The 23934-nt window shown below is 73.4% G+C and carries 18 protein-coding genes; 13 read left to right on the top strand and 5 right to left on the bottom strand.

Translation table 11 applies throughout. The features are described from left to right. The gene (locus tag ABTZ99_RS38205; RefSeq protein ID WP_498780239.1) at window positions 1-903 is read left to right on the top strand and encodes a carbohydrate ABC transporter permease; all 903 of its coding nucleotides are present in this window, start codon (window positions 1-3) and stop codon (window positions 901-903) included. Further along, window positions 900-1715: a carbohydrate ABC transporter permease gene (locus ABTZ99_RS38200; RefSeq protein WP_499617972.1), complete on the top strand. Its 816-nt coding sequence runs from the start codon at window positions 900-902 to the stop codon at window positions 1713-1715. The genes ABTZ99_RS38205 and ABTZ99_RS38200 overlap by 4 nt, the downstream gene beginning before the upstream one ends. On the opposite strand, the gene ABTZ99_RS38195 is transcribed toward ABTZ99_RS38200, so the two are convergent. After that, window positions 1696-6105: a cation-translocating P-type ATPase gene (locus tag ABTZ99_RS38195; RefSeq protein ID WP_499617971.1), complete on the bottom strand. Its 4410-nt coding sequence runs from the start codon at window positions 6103-6105 to the stop codon at window positions 1696-1698. The two genes, ABTZ99_RS38200 and ABTZ99_RS38195, sit on opposite strands and share 20 nt — an antisense overlap. A 29-nt stretch (window positions 6106-6134) precedes the next feature. Further along, on the bottom strand, window positions 6135-6545 hold the full coding sequence (locus ABTZ99_RS38190; protein WP_498780244.1) for an ATP-binding protein: 411 nt from the start codon (window positions 6543-6545) through the stop codon (window positions 6135-6137). A 111-nt stretch (window positions 6546-6656) separates the two neighbouring features. Here ABTZ99_RS38190 and ABTZ99_RS38185 point away from each other — a divergent pair, with 111 nt between their 5' ends. From ABTZ99_RS38185 to ABTZ99_RS38160, 6 genes are all read left to right on the top strand, one after another. Further along, window positions 6657-7940, top strand: a complete 1284-nt coding sequence (locus ABTZ99_RS38185) for an erythromycin esterase family protein (protein WP_498780245.1) — start codon at window positions 6657-6659, stop codon at window positions 7938-7940. Window positions 7941-8037: 97 nt separating this feature from the next. After that, window positions 8038-8454, top strand: coding sequence for a hypothetical protein (locus tag ABTZ99_RS38180; protein WP_499617970.1), 417 nt, complete (start codon window positions 8038-8040; stop codon window positions 8452-8454). Window positions 8455-8714: 260 nt separating this feature from the next. Next, complete coding sequence (locus ABTZ99_RS38175; RefSeq protein WP_498780249.1) at window positions 8715-9281, top strand: QsdR family transcriptional regulator; 567 nt, start codon at window positions 8715-8717, stop codon at window positions 9279-9281. Between the two features lie 119 nt (window positions 9282-9400). Next, window positions 9401-10750: an alpha/beta hydrolase domain-containing protein gene (locus ABTZ99_RS38170; RefSeq protein WP_499617969.1), complete on the top strand. Its 1350-nt coding sequence runs from the start codon at window positions 9401-9403 to the stop codon at window positions 10748-10750. Continuing rightward, the gene (locus ABTZ99_RS38165) at window positions 10747-12063 is read left to right on the top strand and encodes a hypothetical protein (RefSeq protein ID WP_499617968.1); all 1317 of its coding nucleotides are present in this window, start codon (window positions 10747-10749) and stop codon (window positions 12061-12063) included. The genes ABTZ99_RS38170 and ABTZ99_RS38165 overlap by 4 nt, the downstream gene beginning before the upstream one ends. Before the next feature lie 17 nt (window positions 12064-12080). After that, window positions 12081-12641, top strand: a complete 561-nt coding sequence (locus ABTZ99_RS38160; protein WP_499617967.1) for a hypothetical protein — start codon at window positions 12081-12083, stop codon at window positions 12639-12641. A 17-nt stretch (window positions 12642-12658) separates the two neighbouring features. On the opposite strand, the gene ABTZ99_RS38155 is transcribed toward ABTZ99_RS38160, so the two are convergent. From ABTZ99_RS38155 to ABTZ99_RS38145, 3 genes are all read right to left on the bottom strand, one after another. Further along, a complete protein-coding gene (locus tag ABTZ99_RS38155) occupies window positions 12659-13978 on the bottom strand; it encodes a hypothetical protein (protein ID WP_499617966.1) in 1320 nt (439 codons plus the stop codon). A gap of 168 nt (window positions 13979-14146) precedes the next feature. Further along, window positions 14147-15415, bottom strand: coding sequence for an amidohydrolase (locus ABTZ99_RS38150; RefSeq protein WP_499617965.1), 1269 nt, complete (start codon window positions 15413-15415; stop codon window positions 14147-14149). 407 nt (window positions 15416-15822) lie between these two features. Beyond that, window positions 15823-16893: a LacI family DNA-binding transcriptional regulator gene (locus ABTZ99_RS38145; protein WP_499617964.1), complete on the bottom strand. Its 1071-nt coding sequence runs from the start codon at window positions 16891-16893 to the stop codon at window positions 15823-15825. A gap of 189 nt (window positions 16894-17082) precedes the next feature. Here ABTZ99_RS38145 and ABTZ99_RS38140 point away from each other — a divergent pair, with 189 nt between their 5' ends. The 5 genes from ABTZ99_RS38140 to ABTZ99_RS38120 are packed head-to-tail and all read left to right on the top strand — an operon-like array spanning window position 17083 to window position 23813. Beyond that, window positions 17083-18381, top strand: a complete 1299-nt coding sequence (locus tag ABTZ99_RS38140; protein WP_498780262.1) for an ABC transporter substrate-binding protein — start codon at window positions 17083-17085, stop codon at window positions 18379-18381. 2 nt (window positions 18382-18383) lie between these two features. Continuing rightward, complete coding sequence (locus ABTZ99_RS38135) at window positions 18384-19307, top strand: carbohydrate ABC transporter permease (protein ID WP_499617963.1); 924 nt, start codon at window positions 18384-18386, stop codon at window positions 19305-19307. Between the two features lie 29 nt (window positions 19308-19336). Next, window positions 19337-20152, top strand: a complete 816-nt coding sequence (locus ABTZ99_RS38130; RefSeq protein ID WP_498780266.1) for a carbohydrate ABC transporter permease — start codon at window positions 19337-19339, stop codon at window positions 20150-20152. 30 nt (window positions 20153-20182) lie between these two features. Further along, on the top strand, window positions 20183-22075 hold the full coding sequence (locus ABTZ99_RS38125) for a glycoside hydrolase family 127 protein (protein WP_499617962.1): 1893 nt from the start codon (window positions 20183-20185) through the stop codon (window positions 22073-22075). A 37-nt stretch (window positions 22076-22112) separates the two neighbouring features. Then, window positions 22113-23813 (top strand): carbohydrate-binding protein, encoded by a 1701-nt coding sequence (locus ABTZ99_RS38120; protein WP_499617961.1) that lies wholly within the window; start codon window positions 22113-22115, stop codon window positions 23811-23813. Window positions 23814-23934 lie beyond the last annotated feature (121 nt).

Genomic DNA, 23934 nt, shown 5'->3' with positions numbered 1-23934 from the left:
GTGACGGTGAGCGGACGGGAGTCGCGGGCGGGGTTGCTGTTCCTGCTGCCGTGGGTGATCGGGTTCCTGGCGTTCACCGCCGGGCCCATGCTGTTCAGCCTCTGGCTGTCGCTGACGCACTACGACATGCTCAAGCCGCCCGCGTTCGTGGGCCTGGAGAACTACCGCGAGGCGTTGGCCGACGAACGCGTCGGCACGGCGTTGTGGAACACGGTGTTCTTCACCGCCCTGCACGTGCCGTCGCAGATCGTGCTGGCGCTGGGCCTGGCGAGCCTGCTGCGCCGGGCCGGGCGCGGTAGCGGCTTCTTCCGCACGGTGCTGTACCTGCCGGTGATGACACCGCCGGTGGCGTTGGCGGCGATGTTCCTGTTGCTGCTCAACGGGCAGCACGGCGCGGTGAACCGGTTCCTGGGCTGGTTCGGGTTCCAGGGCCCGAACTGGACCACCGACCCGGTCTGGATCAAGCCCGGGCTGGTGGTGATGGGCCTCTGGACGGTCGGCAGCACGGCGGTGCTGTACCTCGCGGCGCTGACCCGCGTGCCGGTGGAGCGGTACGAGGCGGCTCGACTGGACGGCGCGAGCCCGTGGCGGCAGTTCTGGCACGTGACGCTGCCGGGCATCAGCGGGACGGTGTACTTCACCGTGGTGGTCAACACGATCGCGTCGTTGCAGGTGTTCACCGAGGCGTACGCGATGTTCTTCGGCGCGCGGGCCAAGCAGTCCGCCGAGGGCGACGCGGCGCTGTTCTACGTGATCCACCTGTTCCAGGAGGCGTTCGGGTCGCTGCGGATGGGGTACGCGTCGGCGTTGGCGTGGGGCCTGTTCGCGGTGATCGCCGTCATCACGGCCGTGCAGGTGCGGTTGTCGCGCCGGTACGTGCACTACGAGGGTGAGCGGTCGTGAAGCGCGTCGGGGTGTGGGCTGCGCTGCTCGTCGTCACGGTGGCGTTCGGCTACCCGTTCTGGTGGCTCGTCAGCGCCTCGTTGAAGGACCGGGCGCACGTGTTCGACAACGCGCTGCTGCCCCGGCCGTTCTCGCCGGGCAACTACGGCGAGGTGTGGCAGGCCGTGCCGCTGCTGACGTGGATCGGCAACAGCGTCGCGGTGGGGCTGGCGGCAGCGGCGGCGGCCACCGCGACGAGCGCGCTGGTGGCGTTCGGGTTCGCGATGTTCCGCTTCCCCGGCCGTGACCTGCTCTTCGGCGTGGTGCTCGCGACCATGATGCTGCCCGCCGCGGTGACCATGGTGCCGGTGTACCTGGAGTGGCACGCGCTGGGCCTGGCCACCACGCAGATCCCGCTGTGGGCGCAGAACCTGTTCGGCTCGGCGTTCTACATCTTCCTGCTCCGCCAGTTCTTCCTCGGCCTGCCGCGCGAGGTGTTCGACGCGGCGAAGGTCGACGGCGCGAGCGCGTGGCGGCTGTTCACCTCGATGGCGCTGCCGCTGGCGAGGCCCGGGCTGGTCGTGGTGTTCGTGTTCGAGCTGAAGGCGGCGTGGACCGACCTGGTCAAGCCGTTGATCTACCTGCGCGAACCGCAGCTCTACACGTTGCCGCGCGGGTTGAAGGCGGTGCTCGACCGGTTCGGCGAGGGCGGCGAGGAGCAGTGGGAGCTGGTGCTGGCCGCCAGCGTCGTCGCGACCGTGCCGATGGTCCTGCTGTTCCTGGTGGCGCAGCGGCACTTCGTGCGCGGCACCGTCACTCAGCACGTCGAGTGACGAGCGGGTTCAGCGCCAGGCCGAGCACGTTCGCCGCGGTGGCGCTGGACAGGGCGATGCCCCAGCCGACCGGGCCGAGCGGCGTGCAGCCGAAGAACTGGCTGACCCCGGGTGTCTGGATCACCGCGCCGAGCGCGGCGGCCGAGCCGAGGCTCGCGGCCAGCACCGACCGGTCCAGCCCGCCGGTCACCAGGGTCTGGCCGAGCTGGGTGCCGACCAGGGCCGCCAGCGCCACCGTGCTCGCCCGGCGGGAGCGGCCGGTGAGGCGCGCGGCCGTCCACGCCGCCGTGGCGCCGAGCGTGGTGGTGATCGCGCGGGCGGTGATGTCCCGGTTCAACGCGTGGCCCAGCGAGGACGTCGGTCCCTCGCGCAGCAGGTCGGGCACGGACTCGCGGGCGGGCCTGCTCAACGCGATGGCCAGCGCGGGCGCGAGGTCGGTCAGCAGGTTCACCAGCAGCAGCTGCCGCGCCGTCAACGGCGACCGGCCCGTCAGCGCCGAGCCCAGCACGCTGAACGCGATCTCGCCGAGGTTGCCGCCGAGCAGGATCGCCAGCGCCTCGCGCACCGAGGCCCACATCGCGCGGCCCTCCACCAGGGCGGCGATGATCGTCTCCAGCCGGTCGTCGGTGACCACCAGGTCGGCGGCGGCACGGGCGGCCGGCGTGCCGCGCCTGCCCAACGCGATGCCGACGTCGGAGAGCCGGATCGCGGGCGCGTCGTTCGCGCCGTCGCCGGTCATCGCGACCACCCGGCCGAGCCGCTGGTAGGCCTCGATGATCCGCACCTTCTGCGCCGGCGTGCAGCGGGCGATCACGTCGACGGTCGGCAGCAGGGCGTCCAGCTCGTCGTCGGCCAGCTCGTCGAGCCGCGCTCCGGTCACCACGCTCATGTCGTCGTCGCCGCTGACCTCGCTGGCGATCGCCTCGCCGGTGGCCGGGTGGTCGCCGGTGATCATCACGATCCGCACGCCGGCCTCGCGCAGCTTCGCGGCGGCCGGCGGCGCGCCGTGGCGCACCGGGTCGGACAGCGCGACGAACCCCAGCAGGGTCAGGCCCTGGACGTCGTCGTCGGTCACCGTGTCGTGGTCGACGCCGGTGCGCTCGGCGACGGCCAGCACCCGGTGGCCGCGGCCGGCGAGCCGTTCCACCCGCTCACCCAGGCGGCGCAGCTCGCCCGGGTCGGCGTCGCAGCGCGGCAGCACCGTTTCCGGCGCGCCCTTCACGCTCAGCACCAGCCGTTTCCCGACCTGGCCCACGGTCGCGTGGTAGCCGCGGGACGGCTCGAACGGCAGCGCCTCGACCAGCTTCCAGCCGCGGGCGCCGGTCGTGGGGCCGACGCGGGCCTGCCGCGCGCCGGTCAGCACCGCCCGGTCGGTCTGGTGCGCGAGGTCGTCCGGGTCGTCGGCCTCCGGCGTGGCGCGGACCGCGGCCGCCATGATCCGGCGCAGCTCGTCGTTCAGCTGGTCGAGGTCGGCGCCGCGGCGGCCGTTGTCCACGCGGCTGACGGTCAGCTTGCCCTCGGTCAGCGTGCCGGTCTTGTCGAAGCACAGCACGTCGACCCGGCCCAGCGCCTCGATGGTGCGCGGGTTGCGCACGAGCGCGCCGTGCTCGGCCAGCCGCCGGGCCGCGGCCAGTTGGGCGGCGTTGACCAGGAACGGCAGGCCCTCGGGCACCGAGGCGACGGCGAGGTTCACCGCCGCGCCCATGCTCTGCCGCAGCGGCACGCCCCTTAGCAGGCCCGCGCCGGTCACGGCCGCCGCCGAGCCGAGCGCGACGGGCAGCGTCTTGCGGGTCAGCTCGGCCAACCGCGCCTCCACGCCCGTGGTCGGCGCGTTGCGGCGGGCCGCCGCCATGCTGCGGCCGACCTCCGTGGCGTCACCGGTCGCGACGACCACGCCCAGCGCCTCACCGGCGGCGATCGTGGTGCCCTCGTAGAGCATGGACGACCGGTCGGCCAGGTCCGCGGCCACCACCGGGGCCGGGTCCTTGGTGACGGGCAGGGACTCGCCGGTGACGGAGGACTCGTCGACCTCCAGCCCGTCGCCGTCGAGCAGGCGGCAGTCGGCGGGCACCACGTCGCCGGCGGCCACCCGGACCACGTCGCCGGGCACCAGCTCGTCCGCCGTCACCACCCGGTCCTGGCCGTCGCGGACCACGGTGGCGCGCACCGCCGACCGGCCGAGCAGGGTCGCCAGCGCCCGGTCCGTGACGACCTGCTGCACGCTGCCGATCAGCGCCGACACGCCGACGACACCGGCCACCAGCGCGGCGTCGACCGGCGAGCCCACCGCCGCCGAGACCGCCGCGCCACCCGCGAGCACCGGTGTCAGGGGGTTGGCCAGCTCGGTGAGGAACGCGCTGCCCAGGCTCGTGCCCACCGCCTGCCGCCCGGCGGACGTGCGCTGCCTGCCCTGCGCCACGCGTTCGGACAGCCCGTCACGGCCCGAGCCGAGCCGGTCCAGCACGGTCGCCACCGGCATCAGGTGCCACGGCTGCGAGGTGGCCGGTGCGACCGCCTCACGGCTGCCGGGCAGCCGCTTCGCCCGCCACACGCCGTCCACGAACGCGAGCGCGGACGCGCCGTCCACCGCCCGTGCCGCGTTGCGGGCGGGCGCGGGCCCACGCGTGCTCAACGCGCTGACCGCGCCGATGCCGCTCGCCGCCTGGGCCAGCATGATCGCGTCCCGGGTGACCCGGCGCGCGGCCGGCACCGCCTCCACCAGCAGCACGGCCGCGTCCAGGTCACGGGCGACGACGTGCGCGCCCCACGGTGGCGGGCCGCCGTCCCGCAGTACGCCGACGCCGCAGTCCGCCGAGCCGAGCGCGCGGCGGTTGTCGGACACGAGCAGCACCACGTGCCCGTCGCCCTGGAGTTCGCGCACCGCGCCGACCAGGCCTTTCCCGGACGGGACGACGCTGTCGGCGAACCGGACCGGCGGGTGGTCGCGGTCGGTGGCCACGACCACCCGCAACCCGGCCTCCCGTGCGGCCGACGCGATCGCGTCCACCGCCGGCGGGGTCTCGACGTCGACCGCCAGCACGGCTCGCAACTGGCGGCCCTCGGTCAGGCCGAGCACCGCCGCGTGACCGGCCAGCCGGCGTTGTTCGCGCACGCCCTTGCGCCCCTGCGGTTCGAGGCGGTCGATCGGGCCGATGGCCCAGTCGCCCTCCCGGCGCGCGGCGGTCGGGTCCTCGGGGTCGAACAGGGCGAACGCGCGCTCGACCGCCTCGGCCGCGTGAGCCGGGCCGGAGTTCCCTGGGCCAGAGTTCGCCGGGCCGGGGTTCGCAGGTCCCGTGTCCGGCAGCGGCACGAGGTCGCTGAGCACCGATCGGCCCGAGCCGAGCGCGGTCTCGTCGAGCACCAGCACGTCCACCGCGTCCAGGCGGCGCAGCACCGAGCGGTCCATCACCAGCGCGTTCCGGGTGGCCAGCACGCGGCCGAGTTGCGCGGCGAACGCGGCTTGGCCCACCGACGGCGCCTTGGGCAGGCTCGCGACGCCCAGCGCGGCGGCCCGGCGCAACCCGGTGAACGGGATCGCGCCCGCGGTCGCCGCCGCACCCGCCGCCAACGCCCGCCGCGCGTAGCGGTCGGCCGGCCCTTCGGGGAACGGGCGCGGCCGTTCGACCACGATCGGCTCGGCCTCGGCGGCGTCCGGGCCGTCGATCAGGTCGGCCTCGGCGGCGCACCACGCCTTCTCGTGCGCGTTGACCTCACGCCACTGCTGCACGCGTTGGGCGATGTCGAGCAACGTGCCTTCGCTGCGCGAGGCCAGGCCGTGCACGAGGGCGGCGACCACCGACGTGGCGGTGTCCGCGCGTTCCCGGCCCTGCAACCGCCCGGCGGCCAGCTCGCGCAGCCTGGGGTGCAGGTCGACGGCGGCGATCAGCGCGCCGAGCTCGCCGGGGACGGGCGCCCACGGCGCGATCTTCGTGATGGCGGCCAACGCCAGGCCCACGGCGTCCGCGGCGAGCGTGGGCAGCAGCCGGGTGCCCTTGAGCCCGTCCGCCGGGTGGTGCAGCTCGTCCTCGACCAGGCGCTCGTCCTCGGTGGCCGGCTCGGCCTCGGCCCGCCGCACGAGCGCGATCAGGTCGTCCGTCGGCGGCGCGGGGTCCTCGACGGCGATGATCACCCGGGCGGACGGCGCGTTGACCCTGGCCCAGCGCACGCCGGGGTGGCCCTCCAGGGCGCGCTCGACCCGACCGGCCACCTGCTTGCCGCGCGGCCCGTGCACGCCGTGCGCCTCGATGTGCAGGCGTCCCGGGCACGACCAGACCTTGCGCCGGTCACGACGCAGCACGGCGGTCTGCTCCAACGGGGCCAGGGCGAGTCCGACCAGGCCCTTGGCGAGGCCGCCGGCGACGCGCACGGGATCGATGCCGAGGAGTTCCACCGTGCCTGTTTTCCCGATCGAGTGGCTACCTAAGCGTCACGATCGGGCGGTAGGCCGGTGCCGTCGTCCCCCTCGAAGACCAGTTCGACCCACACCGTGGTGAACGGGGCGTGGGTCAGCACGCCCCAGCGCGTGGACAGCCCGTCCACCAGGAGCAACCCCGCCCCGGCCGGCCACGGCGCGGCCCGGCCGACGGCGCGGTCGCGCACGCTGACCACCAGCGCCTCGCGCCACCGGTCCAGCACGAGTTCGAGCACGAAGGGCGGCGAACCGTGCCGCCGGGCGTTGTCGTAGAGCTCGCCGACCACGAGGCCGATCAGCAGCACGTCGAACGCCGACCAGCCCGCCAGGTGCTCGCGCAGCCACCGGGCGACCTCCTCGGGCGAGGTCGCGTCCTCGTCCTGGACGACCAGGACAACCGTGTCGTGGCCGGCCGTCACGTCGACGAGCGTCCCACTCCCGCCGCCGGACCGCACCTGACGACTGCCTTGCGATCGCCGAGCGGTTTGCCCCGGCGGACGTCGGGTAGGCCGACGGGTGCGGAGGGAGCCATGAACCGTTACGGGGACGAGGTCGCGGCGATGGCCGCGCCGTTGCGCGACGCGGGCGACTTCGACGTGCTGCTGGACCGCGTCGGCGACGCGCGGGTGGTGATGCTGGGCGAGGCCAGCCACGGCACGCACGAGTTCTACCGCTGGCGTGCGGCGCTGACCAGCCGGTTGATCACCGAGAAGGGCTTCTCGTTCGTGGCCGTGGAGGGCGACTGGCCCGCGTGCGACCGGGTCGACCGGTCCGTGCGCGGCCTGCCCGGCGCGCCGGAGGACCCGCGGGCCGCGCTGGCCGCGTTCGACCGGTGGCCGACGTGGATGTGGGCGAACGAGGAGGTCGTGGACTTCTGCCGGTGGCTGCGCACCCACAACGCGGTGTCGGCCGAAGAGGAGCGGGTCGCGTTCCACGGCCTCGACGTCTACTCGCTCTGGGAGTCGCTGCGCGAGATCCTGACCCACCTGCGCGAGCACGACCCGGAGGAGGTGCCGACGGCGCTGGCCGCCTACCGGTGCTTCGAACCGCACGGCGAGGACCCGCAGGAGTACGCGATCTCGACCCGGTTCGTGCCCGCGGGCTGCGAGGACGAGGTGGTCGACCTGCTGGTGCGGCTGCGCGGGCAGGCGGCGGGCGACGGCGCGGGACGGTTCGCCGCCTGGCAGAACGCCGAGGTCGTCGCCGGTGCCGAGCGCTACTACCGGGCGATGGTCGGCGGGCAGTCGTCCTGGAACGTCCGCGACCGGCACATGGACGAGACCCTCGACCGGCTGCTCGACCACCACGGGCCCGGGTCGAAGGCGGTCGTGTGGGCCCACAACACCCACGTCGGCGACGCCCGCGCCACCGGGATGGCCGACTCCGGGCTGGTCAACATCGGCCAACTGGCCCGCGAGCGCTACGGCCACGAGCAGGTGGTGCTGGTCGGCTTCGGCTCCCACCGCGGCACCGTCATCGCGGGTGAGGCGTGGGGCGCGAGCACGCGGGAGGTGCCGGTGCCCCCGGCCCGGCCCGGTTCGCTGGAAGACGTGCTGCACCGGACCGCACCCGGCGAGGCCCTGTTCGTCTTCCCGCAGGAAGATCAGCCGGACCTGCTCACCGCGACGCTCCCCCACCGCGCCATCGGCGTCGTCTACCACCCGGAGCGCGAACGGTGGGGCAACTACGCGTCGACGGTCGTCGGCAGGCGGTACGACGCGTTCCTCTGGTTCGACGAGACCAGGGCGCTGCGACCGCTGCACACGCCCCGCATCGACGTGTTCGAACCCGAGACGTATCCGAGCGGTGTCTGAACGTCACCAAGTGCCCTGGGTCTGACCTCGAAAAACGAGAGGTTGATAACATCGTGTCACGGCCACCGTGAGCCGTCCGCTCGACAAGGATGGCACCGTGACCAAGGCACAGAGAATCGCAGCGGCGTGGGCGAACCTGCCCGCGCCCGAGTTGACCGACCAGGTCCGCCTCCTGGTCAAGGCCCGTGACGCCGGCGCCCGCGCCGTCTGGTCGGCCGTGCGCGAGGACAACGTGATCGCCGCCCGCGTGCGCGGCGCGTTGGCGGGTCTGAAGGCCGAGTACCGCGGTCACCGCGACGAGGCCATGTGGCTGATGTGGATCGGCCAGGTCCAGCAGCAGCTCGCCGTGCAGGCCGCCGCTCCGGTCGCGGAGACCGCGGTCGAGGAGGTCACGCCCGAGCTGGAGCCGGTCGTCATCGAGGAGTGGGTGCACCGGCCCGAGCCGACCGCGCCCCGCCCGGCCAACGACGCGCCGCCCGTGCTGTTCCAGGAGCCGGCCTCGTCCTCGAAGTAGGCCTCAGCCCCAAGCACGCCGAGACCGCCGCCGCCCGCCATCGGGACCAGGGCCGTGCCGATCAGGGCGAGGCCGACTCCGGCGCGCCCGACGGCAATGCGGCCACCACCGACCCGAACGCCGCGTGGGACGTCCACCACGACCGGTGGCGGAAGTGACGTGGCGCACACACCGGTACGGGTCTCGCGGACGGCCCGTCCGGGCGCGATGATGCGGATGGGGCCGGACGGGCGAGCCGGCGGAAGCGAGGGCGGGCGGTGGTGGCGACCGGCTCCCGGCGGGTGGTGAGCCAGGACCAGGTGCTGCGCGGCGCCTGCCGGTTCTTCCGGCGGCACGGCCGGGTCGACATGGAGGCGTTGGCGACGAGCCTCGCCATCAGCCGCGCCACGCTCTACCGGGTCGTGCGCAGTCGCGACGGGCTGCTGGCCGACGTGCTGTGGGTGCTGGCCGACCGGCTGCTGGCCCGTGCCCGGCAGGAGCGCACGAACGGCGGCGTCGAGGGCGTCCTGGAGGTCACGCGGCGGTTCGTCGCCGAACTGCGCGCGGACGAGCCGTTCCGGGCGTTCCTGCGCGGTGAGCCGGAGACGGCGGCGCGGGTGCTGTTCAACGCTTCCGGCGGCGTGCACCGGCGGGCGGTGTCGGCGCAGAAGGAGATCCTGCTCGAGGTCGACGACGGCCCGTGGTCGACGGCCGCCCTGGACCAGGTGGCGTTCCTCTACGTGCGCATCGTGGAGTCCACGCTCTACGCCGAACTGCTGACCGGCGCGCCGCTGGACCCCGACCTGGCCGAGACGGCGGCCCGCACCATCCTGCTGCGACACCGCTGATCCGACGATTTCCCCCTGCTGCGACAGCGGTCTCACGATGGCCGCGCGTCCTGGTGCGCGCCGTACGCGGCCGGCTACGGTCGGCGATGATCCCATCCCCCATCGCTGTGGGAGCCGGTATGTCACCTTTCCCCTGGCGCCGCCTCGGCCTGACCGCCGCCGCGCTCGGTCTGCTCCTCCCGATGTCCGTCCCCGCCTCCGCCGCGCCCGGTCCCCTGCCGCGCGTCGTCGGCCCGCTGCCCGGGACCGTGCCGGGTGACCGGCTGGCCGAGCGGATCGAGGACACCTACCCGTTCTTCGCCACGCCCGACGACCTCGCCGCCGCCGGTTACGTCGAAGAGGAGTTCCACCTCTCCGGCACCGCCGACGGCTGGGCGGTCGACGGCACGAAGGTCGCCACCGGCGTGCCGTACACGACCCGGGTCGTCGTGCGGCGGCCCGCGCACGCGTGGAAGTTCACCGGCACGACGCTGGTCGAGTGGCAGAACGTCACCGCCGGGTACGACCTGGACGCCTTGTGGAACGCCGAGTCCGTCGTCCGCGCGGGTCACGCGTGGGTCGGCGTGTCCGCCCAGCGCGTGGGCGTGGACCAGCTCAAGACCTGGAGCCCGGCCCGGTACGGCACGCTGGACGTGACCGGCGGCGGCCGGTTCACCGCCGACGAGCTGTCCTACGACGTGTTCACCCAGGCCGGCCGCGCGATCGACTCGGGCGCGGTCATGGGCGGCCTGCGCACGAAGTCGCTGCTGGCCATCGGCGCCTCGCAGTCCGCCGGCAGGATGACCGTGCTGTACGACCGGGTCCTGCCGCAGCAGCAGCCGGTGTTCGACGGCTACGGCTTCATCGTCGGCCCGGCTCCGACCAGGGTCGGCGCGGAACCCGTGTTCCAGGTGCTGTCGGAGACCGACGTGCGGACCGCGCAACGCCCGGCCGACACCGACCGCTTCCGCCGCTGGGAGGTCGCCGGCGCCGCGCACTCGGGCTACGAAGGCCAGGCCTACCGCGCGCCGATCTCCGAGCGCGACCTCGGCGCCGCGCCGCAGTACGACTGCGACCGGCCGCCGTTCAGCCGGATCCCGATGCACCACGTCACCGCCGCCTCCTACGACCACCTGCGCCGCTGGGTCGAACGCGGCACGCCGCCGCCGACCGCCCGGCCGCTGGAGTTCGAACCGGACGGCGTCACCAAGAAGCGCGACGCGCTCGGCCTCGCCCTCGGCGGCATCCGGTTGTCGCAGCTGGCCGCGCCCAGGGCGTTGAACACCGGCGACAACTCCGGTGAGACGTTCTGCCGCCTGTTCGGCACGCACGTGCCCTTCGACGCGGCGACGCTGGCCCGGCTCTACCCCGAACGCGCCGACTACGTGCGGCAGGTGGTGACGGCGGACGCCGCGAACGTGCGCGCCGGCTACCTCCAGCCCGCCGACGCGCGGCAGAACCTGGCCGACGCAGTGGGAGGCAAGCGATGAGGATCCCGCTGGTGGCGCTGATCGTCGCACTGGTGTCGACCGTCGCGGCGGCGCCCGCCCGGGCCGACGCGCTCACCCCGATCGTGTTCGTCCACGGGCAGCAGGGCTCGGCGCAGCAGTGGCAGTCCAACGCCAAGCGGTTCTCCGGCAACGGCTACCCCGACGCGCTGCTGCACGCCTACGAGTACGACACGAGCATCCCGACCAACGACCACGCCATCGCCGGCCTGGAAGCCTTCATCGCGGGCGTCCGGGCCCGGACCGGCGCGGCCCAGGTGGACGTGATCGCGCACTCGCGCGGCACGACGGTCATGCACGCCTACCTGTCCGTGCCCGAACGGGCCGCGGCGGTGCGCAAGTACGTCAACGTGGACGGGCGGTCCAGCGCCGCGCCACCCGGCGGCGTGCCGACGTTGGCGCTGTGGGGCAGCCTGCAGCCCAACGGCTCCATCGGCGGCGCGACGAACGTCCACCTGACCACCCTGGGCCACACCGAGACCACCACGTCGGCCGACGGTTTCGCCCACATGCACCGGTTCCTGCGCGGCAGGCCCGCGTTCACCACGCGCGTGGTGCCCGAGCTGCCGTCGCTGGTCCGGATCGCGGGCCGGGCGACGTACTACCCGCAGAACGAGGGCGTCGAGGGCGTGGTGCAGGTCTGGGAACTCGACGGCCGCACCGGCGCGCGGGTCGGCGGGCCCCGGTACAGCGTGCGGACCGGCGCGGACGGCGCGTTCGGCCCGCTGCCCGTCAACGGCCGCAAGCACTACGAGCTGGTGGTCCTGCGCGAGGGCCAACTGCCCTACCACAACTACTTCGAGCCGTTCGAGCGCAGCGACCGGTTCCTGCGGTTGCAGGTGTCACGCCCCGGCGGCATCACCGACAACATCGACCGGTGCCCGACGCACAGCGCCCTCACCGTCATCCGCAACCGCGAGTGGTGGTCGGACCAGCCCGACAGCGACCGGCTCGAGCTCGACGGCGTCAACGTCCTCGAACCGGCCGTCTCGCCCCGGCTGCGGCAGGTCCTCGCCGCGTTCGCGTTCGACGACAGCTGCGACCAGGTGTCCACGCCGGGCGTCGCGCTGCCGCCGTTCGCCACGCTGCCGTTCCTGACGGGTGTCGACGCCTACCTGCCCGCGCGGGCCGACGGCAGCGGCACGATCCGCGTCACCCAGACCGCGCGCGGCAGCGGCGGCGCGACGCGGACGATCGCGGTGCCGGACTGGCCGTCGGACACGCACGCGGTCACCGTGCAGTTCAAGGATTACCTCGACAGCGGAACCGGGGGCGTCCACCGAACGTCCCCCTGATCGGCGAAGGGGGTTCGATGGTCGGACGCAGGTCGTGGTGGTGGTCGCCGTGGTGGACCGCGGTCGCGTCCCCGGTGCCGGTGGCGCTGGTGTTCTGGGCGACCATCCCACCCGGCGGCTGCCTCTCGACGTTGCTGTTGGCGTACCTGGCCGTGTTCGCGGTGGGCACGGCGTGGCTGACGATGGCCGGTGTCGCGGTGATCATGCTGCCCCGGCCACGACTGCGGCACGCCGTGCGGTTGTGGCCGTTCCTGCTGGCGCCGGCCGTGCTGGTCGCGGGCCACGCGGTGGCCGGCACCGGCGTGGTGCCGCGCGCCGTGTTCGACGCGCACCGGTCGGGCCTCGAAGCCGTGGTCGCCGAGGCGACACCGGGCAGGCGGATCGAGGACCGCGAAGTCGGGTTGTTCACCGTGACCGTCAGCGGGGACCGGCCGGACGGGTGCACGTTGATCACCGTGGAGGGCGAGATCTCGGGATGGGCCCACTGCCCGGACCGCGTGCCGGTCAGCGCCAAGGGGGACGGGTACAAGTTCGAGCCGTTCGACGATCCCTGGTACCGGTTCAGGTTCGAGTTCTGACCGCCGGGAGGCGGCGGTCAGGCGGCGTCCGGGCCGGCGTGGCGGAGTTGCCTGGCGGGCAGGTGGTGGCTCGCCGCGTCGAGGGTGCGCGCGTACTCACCCAGCAGGCCCGGCACGGTGTAGCGGTCGCCTGACAGCCGCACCGCCAGGTGCGCGTCGGTCAGCCGGCGCAACGACGCTCGCGCCGCCCCGACCGCCAGCTCCGCCGTCACGGCCACCACCGACGCGGGCAGGCCGGCCACCGTCGCGCCGGCCAGCAGGCGGAACAGCCGCTGCTCGACTTCGCCGAGCGCGTCGTAGGAGTACCCGAACGAGACGTCCAGCCGGGCCCGCGGATCGTCGTGCACGCCCAGCGCGGTCAACCCGCCGTCGGTCCGCATCTCGGCGACCAGGTCCGCGATGGGCGTCCGGGCGTGCCGGTCGAGGGCGCCGGCCGCTATCCGCAACGCCAGCGGCAGGTCGTCGCACAGGTCGGCCAACGCCTGGGCGGCCGTCAGCTCCTCCGCCACCAGCCGCTCCCCCGCCGACTGGGCGAGCACCCGCACCGCGTCCCCGCGGTCGAGGGAGCCGACGTCGACCACCTGCGCGCCGTCGTGCACGGTCAACCCGACCAGTCGGTCGCGGCTCGTCACCACCGTGCACGAGGCCCGCCCGCCGGGTCTCAGCAGGCGCACCTGGTCGGCCGAAGCGGCGTCGTCGAGCACCAGCACGATCCGCCGGTCCGCCACCACCGAGCGGAACAGCGCGGCGGCCTGCTCGTCACCCGTCGGCACGGCGCCCGCCGGCACGCCGAGCCCCACCAGCAGGTGCGCCAGCGCCGCGCCCGCGCTCACCGGCCCACCCGGGCCGTGACCGCGCAGGTCGACGTACAGCTGGCCGTCCGGGAACCGGCTCGTGGACCGGTGGCCCCAGTGCACCGCCAAGGCGGTCTTCCCCGCACCGGGCCCACCGGTGACCACGACCAGCCCGCGCTCCGGGCCGCTGGTCGCCGCGTCCAGCTCGACCGACTCCCGGCACCGGCCGACCAGCCCCGCGACACCCGGCGGCAGCTGGCGCGGCGGCACCGGCAGGCGCGGCCCGGTCGCCGCGACGCCGCCCGCGTCCGGGTCGGGCACCGTGATGCGGGCCCGCGCCGCCAGCCACGCGGCCACCTCCGCGTCGTCACCACCGCACTCCCGGACGTAGGTCGTGACCAGCTCGACGCCCGGCAGGGTGGCCCGCCGCAGCATGGTGGCCACCGTGCTCGGCGGCAACGCCTCACCGTCCCGGCGCGCCCGCCGGTCCAGCTGCCGGTAGGACAGCCCGGCGACCTCCCTGCGGCGTCTGAGCAGCAGCACGTAATCGGTGCTGCTCCGGGCACTGACCGGATCCACTGCCATCACGATCGCTTCCCCCCGTTCGCGCCGCCCCGCCGGGGCCTGACCGGACCCCGACCGACGCGACACAGGAGAAGTCGACGTCCAGACAAGACGCTGAACGCCCGCTGAACGCGGCGGGCCAGGACCTCAGACCGGCCACGACAGGGCGGCGAGCGCGGTGTGGACCATGGTCCGCACGCCGACCGGCAGGGCGCGTTCGTCCGGGTGGAAGCTCGGCTGGTGCAGGTCGCCCTGCGGGCCCTCGCCCGGCCACGTGCCAAGCCGCGCGTACGAGCCGGGCACGTGCTCCAGGTACCAGCCGAAGTCCTCGCCGCCGGTGGACTGGCCGGTCGAGGCGACGGCCTGCGGCCCGAGCGCGCTGGTGATCGCGTGCTGCACCATCGCGGTGCTCTCCGGGTCGTTGTCGACCACCGGCACGGCCCGGACGTGGTCGAGCGCGAACCGCACACCCGTCGGCTTCAGCAGCGCGCCGACGATCTCCTGCACCAACGCGGGCAACCGGTCGTTGACCGCCGGGTCACCGGTGCGCAGCGTGCCGCGCAGCACGCCTTCGCGCGGCGTGCCGTCGGGCGTTTCCGGCGCGTCCATGAGGCCCCACGCCAGCACCGTCCCGGACCGGGGGTCCACGCGACGCGCCAGCATCGCGGGCAGCCCGGTCGCCACCACGCCGAGCGCGTGCACGACGTCGCAGTCCAGCTCGTTGCGCCTGCCCGGCCCGCACGCGCCCACCCGCAGTTCGAGCATGTCGCACGCGGACGTGACCGGTCCGACCCTGATGCCGACCCGGCCGACCGGCACCTTCGGGTCGCAGTGCAGGCCGAAGATCCGCTCGACGCCCTCGACCCCGCCCGCCGCGATCACGTCGTGCGCACCGCCCGGCTCCTCCTCCGCCGGCTGGAACAGCAGCCGCACCCGGCCCGGCAACTCCGGCGCGGACGCCAGCGCCGCCGCCGCGCCGAGCAGGATCGCGGTGTGCACGTCGTGGCCGCACGCGTGCGAGACGCCCGGCACGCCCGACGCCCACGACGCGCCGGTGGTCTCCGGCACGGCCAGCGCGTCGATGTCGGCGCGCAGGGCGACGCACCGCGGCCCGCTGCCGACCTCGCAGATCACGCCGGTCCCGACCGGCAGCACCCGCGGTCGCAGGCCGAGCGAGCGCAGGACCTCCGCGATCGTCGCCGTGGTGCGGAACTCCTTGCGCATCAGCTCGGGGTTCGCGTGCAGGGTGCGCCGCCACGACACCACCAGTTCGAGGTTCGCGTCGAGCCACTCGTCCAACCACCGCGGGCCGCGCCCGGCGCCGGGGTCGGCCACCGCCGCCCGGTCCCCGGCCGTCGGGCCGAACGGGACGACGTCGGCCGACGTCGGAAGCGGGGTGCTCGCAACAGAAGTCATGGTGGCTCGCCGTTCGTGCCAGGGCGTCAGGCCGCCTCGGGTGCGACACGTCGCTCGTGTCGGGCCACATCCTCGCCCACTCCGCGTGCAAGATCCACTGCACGGAGTCGCAATCGCCCGTTCGGATGGGCCCGCCGGTCGAACGCCCGCGCGGTTCGGAGGTCGGACACGCCGCCCGACGCAACCATTGACGAGGGGGTGACCTGTTATCGCTAACACCCCGCCGACTACGAGCGGTGAGTCGGAACGCCGCGTCAGGACGATCGGGGGGTTGAGTCGAGCGACCAGCGGCTGTTAGCGTTAACAGACGAGACCTGCGTCACCCCCGCACGACGGCACACTGTGCGGACGTCCCAAGGAGCGGCGACGATGCCCACTCGCTTGCGCAGACGACCGCGCCCGTGGCGCTAGACCTGCTCGACCCTGGTCGAGCCCGGCCGGACCGACACGGCGGTGGACTCGCGGAGCACCAGCCGGCACGGGCTGACGTGCCTGCCGGGCGCGGGTTCGCCGTTGATGGCCGCGAGCAGGAGGTCCGCCGCCGTCCGCCCGAGCCCTTCCAGTTCCATGTCGATGCTGGTCAACGGCGGCTGGCAGGCCAGGGCCATGACGTCCCAGTTGTCGAAGCCGACGAGGGCGACGTCGTCGGGCACCCGCCGACCGGCCGCGCGCAGGGCGTCGGCCACGCCGCGGGCGATCTGGTCGCTGCCGCAGAACACCGCGTCGAACTCCTCGGCCGCGCCGAGCAGGATGCCGGTCGCCTGCCTGCCCCACGCCTCGCTCCACTCGCCGAACAGCGGCGCGCCGACCAGGTCCAGCCCGGCCGCGGCCAGCCGCTGGACCGCCGCCGACGCCCGGACGGCCGCCGAGTGGTGGTGCTCGGGCCCGGTGACGTGGGCGATCCGCCGCCGCCCCAGGGCCAGCAGGTGGTCGACGGCCTTGCGCGCGCCGCCCGCCTCGTCCGGCACCACCGAGCAGTCCCGCGGGTCGGTGGAGCTGATGAACGCGTAGACCACCGGAACGGGCAGGTCCACGCCGATGGGCGCGCGGGCCTGCGTGCGGCGGCCGGTGACGATGATGCCGTCGACCCGGCGGCTGAGCAGCGTGCTCAGGTAGTACTGCTCGCGGATCGGGTCGTCGCGCGCGTCGCACAGGAACACCGACATGCGGCCCGCGCCGAGCGAGTCCTCCGCTCCGGTCATCAACGGGATGCTGAACCGGCCGATGGTGTCGGTGGTGATCATGCCGACGGTGTAGGTGCGCCCGGAGTTGAGCGTGAGCGCGGCCGTGTTCGGCTGGAAGCCCAGCTCGTCGGCGGCGGACCGGACCCGCCGCCGGGTCTCCTCGCGCAGCGATCCGCGACCGTTGAGCGCCTTGGAGGCGGTGCCGACCGAGACGCCCGCCAACCGCGCCACGTCGCTGATCGTGGCCGGGCGACCCAGCGACCCGGCGTTTTCCTTCGTTTTCCTCGGCGGCATGGGCGAAGGTTACCCCGTGCTGCCCGCACTGCTGAGTCAACCAACGAATTAGCACGTCACAGGCCCGAAACCCGCTCTTGACACGGGTCGACGCCGTCCCTACGTTCTCAAGGCAACCGGTTTCCTAATTTTCCTTACCGCGTCGTCCTGCCCGAGCCGGGCGCGTGGTCGCACGAGGAGACGAGCCAGATGCGTTCACCCACACCGCCCCGCGCACGCCGGAGGCTCGCCACCGCCGCGGCGGCGCTGCTGCTCCTCACCGCGTGCCAGAGCGGCCCGCCCGCCGCGTCGGCGGGCGACACCACCGCCGTGGACGACGGCACCACGGTCACCATGTGGACGAGGTCGCCGACGGCGACGTTCAGCCAGACCCTGGTCGACGCCTACAACGCGAGCCACCGGAACAAGGTCGAGCTGACCGTCTTCCCGGCCGACTCCTACCAGCAGAAGGTGGGCACCGCCGCGGGCGCGAAGCAGCTGCCCGACATCCTCGCCGCCGACGTGGTCTACGCGCCGAACTACGCCGCCAAGGGCGTGTACCTCGACCTCACGGCCCGGGTGGACACGCTGTCGTTCAAGGGCAAGCTCGCGCCCGCCCACATGGAGGCCGCGACGCACCAGGGCAAGGTCTACGGCGTGCCGCACGACATCGACCTGTCCGCGGTGTTCTACAACAAGGTCCTGTTCAGCCGCGCCGGCCTCGACCCGGAGAACCCGCCGACCACGTTGGACGGCCTCTACGAGGCGGCGAAGAAGGTCGACGCGCTCGGCGACGTGGACGGCTACTTCTTCGGCGGCGCGTGCCCCGGCTGCATGCTGTTCACCACGTGGCCGATGATCTGGGCCGCCGGCGAGACCGTCCTCGACGAGCAGGGCACCGCCGCGACGCTCGACCACGGCGTCGCCGCCGACGTCTACGGCACGATGCGCCGGATGTACGCCGAGGGGATCGTGCCCGCCTCGGCGAAGAACGAGTCCGGTCCCACGTGGACGCAGCTGTTCGCCGACGGCAAGATCGGCATCCAGCCGATGGGCGCGACCGCGTTGCAGGGCATGGAGGAAGGGCCCGACCTGCAGATCGGCATCGCGCCGATCCCCGGGCCGAAGGGCGGGCGGTCGTCGTTCGTCGGCGGTGACGTGCTGGGGATCAGCGCCAACTCCACCAAGGCCGCGGCGGCGTGGGACTTCATCTCCTGGACGTTGTCGGAGCAGGCGCAGGTCGAGGTGCTGGCCAAGAACAAGAACATCACCGTGCGCAGCGACCTCGCCGACAACGCCTACGCCAAGCAGGACCACCGGCTGCGGGTGTTCAACCTGCTCGCGGGCGAGGGCCAGACGCCGATCTCGGTGAACTTCGGCAAGACGTTCAACGACACCAACGGCCCGTGGACGGCCGCGGTCACCGACGCGCTGTTCGGCTCGCAGGACGTGGGCGCCACGTTGAAGCAGCACAACGGCACCATCACCGAGTCCCTGGCCGGCAGCTGACGATGGCGACCGTCACGCGGACCCGGCCGCCCGCACCGACCCGCGCCGCGCCACCGGACCGACGTCGTCCGACCATCGCCGGCGCGCGGCGCAGGCTCGGCATCCTCTACGCCAGTCCGATGGCGCTGCTGGTGGTCGTGCTGTTCGTCGTCCCGCTGGTGCTGATGGTGTGGATGTCGTTCAACCACTGGCCGCTGCTCGGCGCGTCGGCGCCGAACGGGGTGGCGAACTACAGCGCGTTGCAGGACCCGTTGTTCCTGCGGGCGATCGTGTTCACGCTGAAGTACACGGCCGTCACGACGGTGGTGCTCGGTCTCGTCGCGTTCGGGTTGGCCCTGCTGGTGCAGGAGGCCCGACCCGGCGTCGGCGCCTACCGGACCGCGTTGTTCCTGCCGAGCGTGGTCGGGCTCGCGTCCACCAGCCTGCTGTTCTACGGGCTGTTCAACACCGAGGCGTCGCCGTTGAACGAGGTGGTCCGGTTCCTCGGGCTCGGCCCGGTCGACTGGCTCGGTTCGACGGACAACGCGCTGGCGTCCACGGTCGGGATGATCACCTGGCGGTTCGCCGGCTTCTACATGCTGATCCTGATGACCGGCCTGCAGAGCATCGACCCGGTGCTCTACGAGGCGGCACGTGCCGACGGCGCGAACCGGAGGCAGATCCTGTGGCGGGTCACGCTGCCGCTGCTGCGGCCGACGCTCGCGTTGACCATGGTGCTGTCGCTGACCGGCTCGCTGCTGGCGTTCGACCAGTTCTTCATCCTCACCGGCGGCAGGCACGAGACCGCCACCGTGGTCATCAGCGTCTACCGCGAGGCGTTCCTGTCCCAGGACCTCGGCCGGGCCGCGGCGGTGTCCGTGGCGATCCTCGCCGTCCTCATCGTCGTCAACGGCGCCCAGCTGCGGCTGCTGCGCCGCGGCCGGTGATCGTTCCCACCGCAAGGAGATTGGGCGCCATGTCACGCGCGCGCACGGCCGGTTTCCACGTCACGGGCGCGGCCTTGGCCGTGCTGTTCCTGCTGCCGATGCTGTGGACGCTGTACTCGTCGGTCAACAGCAGGCGTGCGGCCGACGGCGAGCCGGGCTGGGGGTTGGACAACTACGAGCGGCTGGCCGAGTACGGCAGCGGTCTGGGCACGTACCTGGTCAACACGCTGGTGGTGGCGGTGGTCGCGGTCGCGGTCACCGTGGTGGCCACCACGCTGGGCGGGTACGCGCTGGCACGGCTGCGGTTCCCCGGCCACAACCTGCTGTTCATCGTCACGCTGGCGATCCTGATGGTGCCCTACACCACCATCCTGGTGCCGCTCTACATCCTGCTCGGCTGGATCGGCCTGCAGAACTCGCTGGTCGGCCTCGGGCTGGTGCTGGCGATGTTCCAGCTGCCGTTCGGGCTGTTCATGATGCGCAGCTCGTTCGAGGCGCTCCCGCGCGAGCTGGAGGAGGCGGCGCTGATCGACGGCTGCACGCCCGGCAGCGCGTTGTGGCGGGTCCTGCTGCGGGGCGTGCTGCCCGGCGTCGTCACGGTCGGCCTGTTCTCGTTCCTCGCCGCCTGGAACGAGTTCGTCGCGCCGCTGATCTTCCTGACCGACGGCGCGAAGTTCACGCTGCCGGTCGCGCTGTTCAACCTCCAGTCCGGCAGCCTCGGGTCGGTCGACTTCGAGGCGTTGCAAGCGGGCGTGGTCACGTCGGCGCTGCCGTGCGTCGTCGTCTTCCTGCTGCTGCAACGGCATTACGTACGCGGTTTCACCTCTGGCGCCCTCAAGGGCTGATCTCACGGGCTCGGAAGGAACACCCCACCCATGACTGCGCACCAAGGCCCCGTCCAGCCGACCCCGACCGCCACCACCGCGCTGCGCCCCGTCGCCCTCGACGGCGTCGCCTTCGCCGCCGACGGCTTCCTCGGCCGGTGGCAGCGCCGCAACGCCACCGGCACCCTGCCGCACTGCGTCGAGCAGTTGGAGGTCTCCGGCGCGCTGGACAACCTGCGGCTCGTCACCGGCGAGACGACCGGCGAGTTCCGCAACATGTGGTTCGCCGACTCCGACGTGCACAAGACGCTGGAAGCCGCCGCGTGGCAGCTCACCTCGGACCCGGACGACGAGCGGCTGCGGGCGTTCGTCGACGCGACCGCCGAGCTGCTGGCGAAGGCACAGGGCGACGACGGCTACCTGAACTCCTACTACACCGCGGTGAAGCCGGAACTGCGCTGGCGGGAACTGCACTACAGCCACGAGCTGTACGTCGCCGGGCACCTGATCCAGGCGGCCGTCGCCGCCGCGCGGGCGGGTGTCGGCGCCGAGCTGGTCGCGGTCGCCCGCCGCGTGGCCGACCTGGTGGTGGACCGCTTCGGCGCGCCGGACGGGCCCACCCCGCTCGACGGGCACCCCGGCATCGAGACGGCGCTGGTCGAGCTGTACCGGGTCACGGGGCACCGGCCGTACCTGGACCTGGCGGCGCGCATGCTCGACGCGCGCGGGCACGGCCTGCTCGACGGCGACCGCTTCGGCTCGTCCTACCTGGTCGACCACGTGCCGGTGCGGGAGGCCGACGAGGTGGCCGGGCACGTCGTGCGGCAGCTGTACCTGCTGGCGGGCATGGTGGACGTCGCGGTGGAGACCGGGGACGACGAGCTGTTCGCCGCCGCGCGCCGGCTGTGGGACGACGCGTTCGGGCGCAAGACCTACCTCACCGGCGCGCAGGGCTCACGGCACCGCGACGAGGCGTTCGGCGACCCGTACGAGCTGCCGGCCGACCGGGCGTACGGCGAGACGTGCGCGGCGATCGCGAGCGTGCAGTGGAACTGGCGGATGCTGCTGGCCACCGGCGAGTCCCGCTACGCCGACGAGCTCGAACGCGCGCTGTACAACGCGGTGGCGGGCTCGACGTCGTCGGACGGCACGCACTTCTTCTACTCCAACCCCTTGCACCTGCGCACCGGTCACGACGGTTCGCACGAGGACGCGCCGTCACAGCGCCTGCCGTGGTACTCGTGCGCGTGCTGCCCGCCGAACCTGGCCCGGCTCGTCGCGTCCCTGCACGGCTACGCCGCCACCACCGACGACACGGGCGTGCAGGTGCACCTGTACTCGGCGGGCGCGGTGCGCACCTCGGCCGGTGAGATCACGGTGCGCACCGAGTACCCGTGGGACGGGCGCGTGGAGCTGGACGTGACCGGGCCGGCCCCGTTCACGCTCGCGCTGCGCGTGCCCGGCTGGTGCGCGCAGGCGTCCGTGCTGGTCGACGGCGTGCCGGTCGACGTCCGGCCCGACCGCGGCTACGTGCGGTTGCACCGCGACTGGTCGGCCGGCGCCACCGTCGCGCTCGACCTGGCCATGCCGGTCCGCGTGGTCACCGCGCACCCGCGCGTGGACGCCGTGCGCGGCTGCGTCGCGCTGGCCCGCGGCCCGCTCGTCTACTGCGTGGAGCAGGCCGACCTGCCCGCCGACGTGGTGCTGGAGGACGTCCGGATCGACCCGACCACGTCCGGCACGCGGACCGACCTGCCCGACGTCCCGGTCGCGCTGACCGCCGGCGGCGTGGTCGTGCCGCCCGACGACGACGCCCTGTACCGCACCCGCACCACCGAGAACGCCGCCGCCGCGATCGACCTCACCGCCATCCCCTACTTCCTGTGGGGCAACCGGTCGCCCGGTCCGATGCGCGTCTGGATCCCGACCACCACCACGGGATGACACCCACCCCTCTCCCGAACCCCGAACGAGGTGCACGGTGCCAAAGCCGACACTGCGGACCGCGATAGCGGTCTCCGCCCTCGCCGCCACCACCCTGGTGGCGATACCCCTCCACTCCGCCCAGGCGGCCGGCAGCACGCTGGTGGTCGACGCGGCCGTGCCGTTCCGGCCGGTCACGCACGTCGCGTCCGGCGGCCTGTACGCGTTGGCCGAGAACAACCGGCCCGCGGACTCGATGCTGCTGCCCATCAAGATGCACACGCTGACCCAGCCGCCGCCACGGGTCGGCCAGGCGCCCAACGGCCAGCCGCCCGGTGGTGACGCCCTCCTGGTCGCGCCGCAGGCCGACCGCGTCGGCGCCGGTCAGGTCATCCGGATGCCCGACATCTACCGCGACTTCCCCTACCGCTGGGTCGGCTGGGACGACTGGCTGGCCAAGGTCGACCAGATCGTCAACGACCGCCTGGCCGCCACCACCGTCAGCAACATCACCGCCTACGAGATCTGGAACGAGGCCGACTGGACCTGGAACACCGCCGCCGCGGGCGACTGGAACGCGGGGTGGACGCGCACCGTCCAGCGCATCCGGACCCGCGACACCGTCACGCCCGTCGCGGGCCCCGGTGACTCCTACTGGAGCGCCACCCGGATGAGGGCCTTCCTCACCAACGCCAAGAACACCAACACCCTGCCCGACCTGGTCGTCTGGCACGAGCTGTCCGGCAGCTCCGGCATCGCCGCGCACGTGGCCGAGTACCGGGCCATGGAGTCGTCGCTGGGCATCAGCCCGCGGCGCGTCTTCATCAACGAGTACGCCACCACCGCCGAGATCGACGTGCCAGGCCGCGTCACCAACTACATCGCCAAGCTGGAGCGCGCCGGCGTCTGGGCGGCCGACCGGGCGTTCTGGTACGAGTACGGCACCGTCAACGGCCTGACCCACAACAACCAGCCGACCGCGTCCTGGTGGCTCTACAAGTGGTACGGCGACATGGCCGGCAACATGGTGCGCACCACCCCGCGCGCGCAGACCGGCCTGGACGGCTTCGCCTCCTACGACAGCACCCGTCGCCGCGTCGACGTCGTCTTCGGCGACGAGTCCGGCACGAACAACGTCCGCGTCACCGGCCTCGGCGGGTTCGGCGGCAGCGTCCGCGTCCGGTTGGAGTCGACGCCGGGCTCGGGGCGCTTCACCACCGTGTCCGCGCCGACGACTGTCTCCAACACCACCCACACCGTCACCAACGGCGAGATCACCGTGCCGGTGGCGAACATGTCCGCCACGGCCTCCTACCACCTCGTGGTCGAGCCGACCAGCGGCGTGCCCGCCTACCAGCAGCGGTACGAGGCGGAGAACGCGTCGGTGTTCCGCGCCGAACGGCTCTCCGCGGGCAACGCGTCCAACGGCGGGTACGTCGGCCGCATCGACAACACCGGCGACCCGCGCACGGCCAGCTACGTCGACTTCATCGTCAACGTGCCCACGGCCCGCAGCTACACGATGACCATCGGGTACGCCAACGGCACCGGGACGACCGCGACGCAGGGCCTGGCCTACAACGGCAGCGCGTGGTCGACGGTGAGCTACCCGGCGACGGCCGGGTGGAGCCAGTTCGGCACCGTGAGCACCACCGTCGGGCTCAAGGCCGGTTACAACGTGATCCGCCTGGCGAAGGGCTCCCCCCACTTCGCCGGTGGCACCGGGTACGCGGAGCTGGACTACCTCCAGCTCACCTGACCCGCGCAGCCCGGCGGCCGGCGGCGGCCAGCAGGCGGGTGACGTTGAGGTTGCGCCGGTCGTGCGCCCGGGAGTCGTTGTAGATCAACCGGCGCTCGTTGCGCTCGTCGATCACGCCGTG

This window comes from Actinosynnema sp. NPDC002837, from assembly GCF_040295345.1.
In the GTDB taxonomy this organism is placed as follows: domain Bacteria; phylum Actinomycetota; class Actinomycetes; order Mycobacteriales; family Pseudonocardiaceae; genus Actinosynnema.
Note: the sequence above shows the minus strand (reverse complement) of the source record. Positions and strands in the feature narration are given on the sequence as shown.

Excerpts from the sequence above, each read along its gene's own strand:
- ABTZ99_RS38185 (WP_498780245.1), top strand. The coding sequence starts at position 6,657 with ATGAACCGTTACGGGGACGAGGTCGCGGCGATGGCCGCGCCGTTGCGC.
- ABTZ99_RS38170 (WP_499617969.1), top strand. The coding sequence starts at position 9,401 with ATGTCACCTTTCCCCTGGCGCCGCCTCGGCCTGACCGCCGCCGCGCTC.
- ABTZ99_RS38165 (WP_499617968.1), top strand. The coding sequence starts at position 10,747 with ATGAGGATCCCGCTGGTGGCGCTGATCGTCGCACTGGTGTCGACCGTC.
- ABTZ99_RS38160 (WP_499617967.1), top strand. The coding sequence starts at position 12,081 with ATGGTCGGACGCAGGTCGTGGTGGTGGTCGCCGTGGTGGACCGCGGTC.
- ABTZ99_RS38150 (WP_499617965.1), bottom strand. The coding sequence starts at position 15,415 with ATGACTTCTGTTGCGAGCACCCCGCTTCCGACGTCGGCCGACGTCGTC.
- ABTZ99_RS38145 (WP_499617964.1), bottom strand. The coding sequence starts at position 16,893 with ATGCCGCCGAGGAAAACGAAGGAAAACGCCGGGTCGCTGGGTCGCCCG.
- ABTZ99_RS38140 (WP_498780262.1), top strand. The coding sequence starts at position 17,083 with ATGCGTTCACCCACACCGCCCCGCGCACGCCGGAGGCTCGCCACCGCC.
- ABTZ99_RS38135 (WP_499617963.1), top strand. The coding sequence starts at position 18,384 with ATGGCGACCGTCACGCGGACCCGGCCGCCCGCACCGACCCGCGCCGCG.
- ABTZ99_RS38130 (WP_498780266.1), top strand. The coding sequence starts at position 19,337 with ATGTCACGCGCGCGCACGGCCGGTTTCCACGTCACGGGCGCGGCCTTG.
- ABTZ99_RS38125 (WP_499617962.1), top strand. The coding sequence starts at position 20,183 with ATGACTGCGCACCAAGGCCCCGTCCAGCCGACCCCGACCGCCACCACC.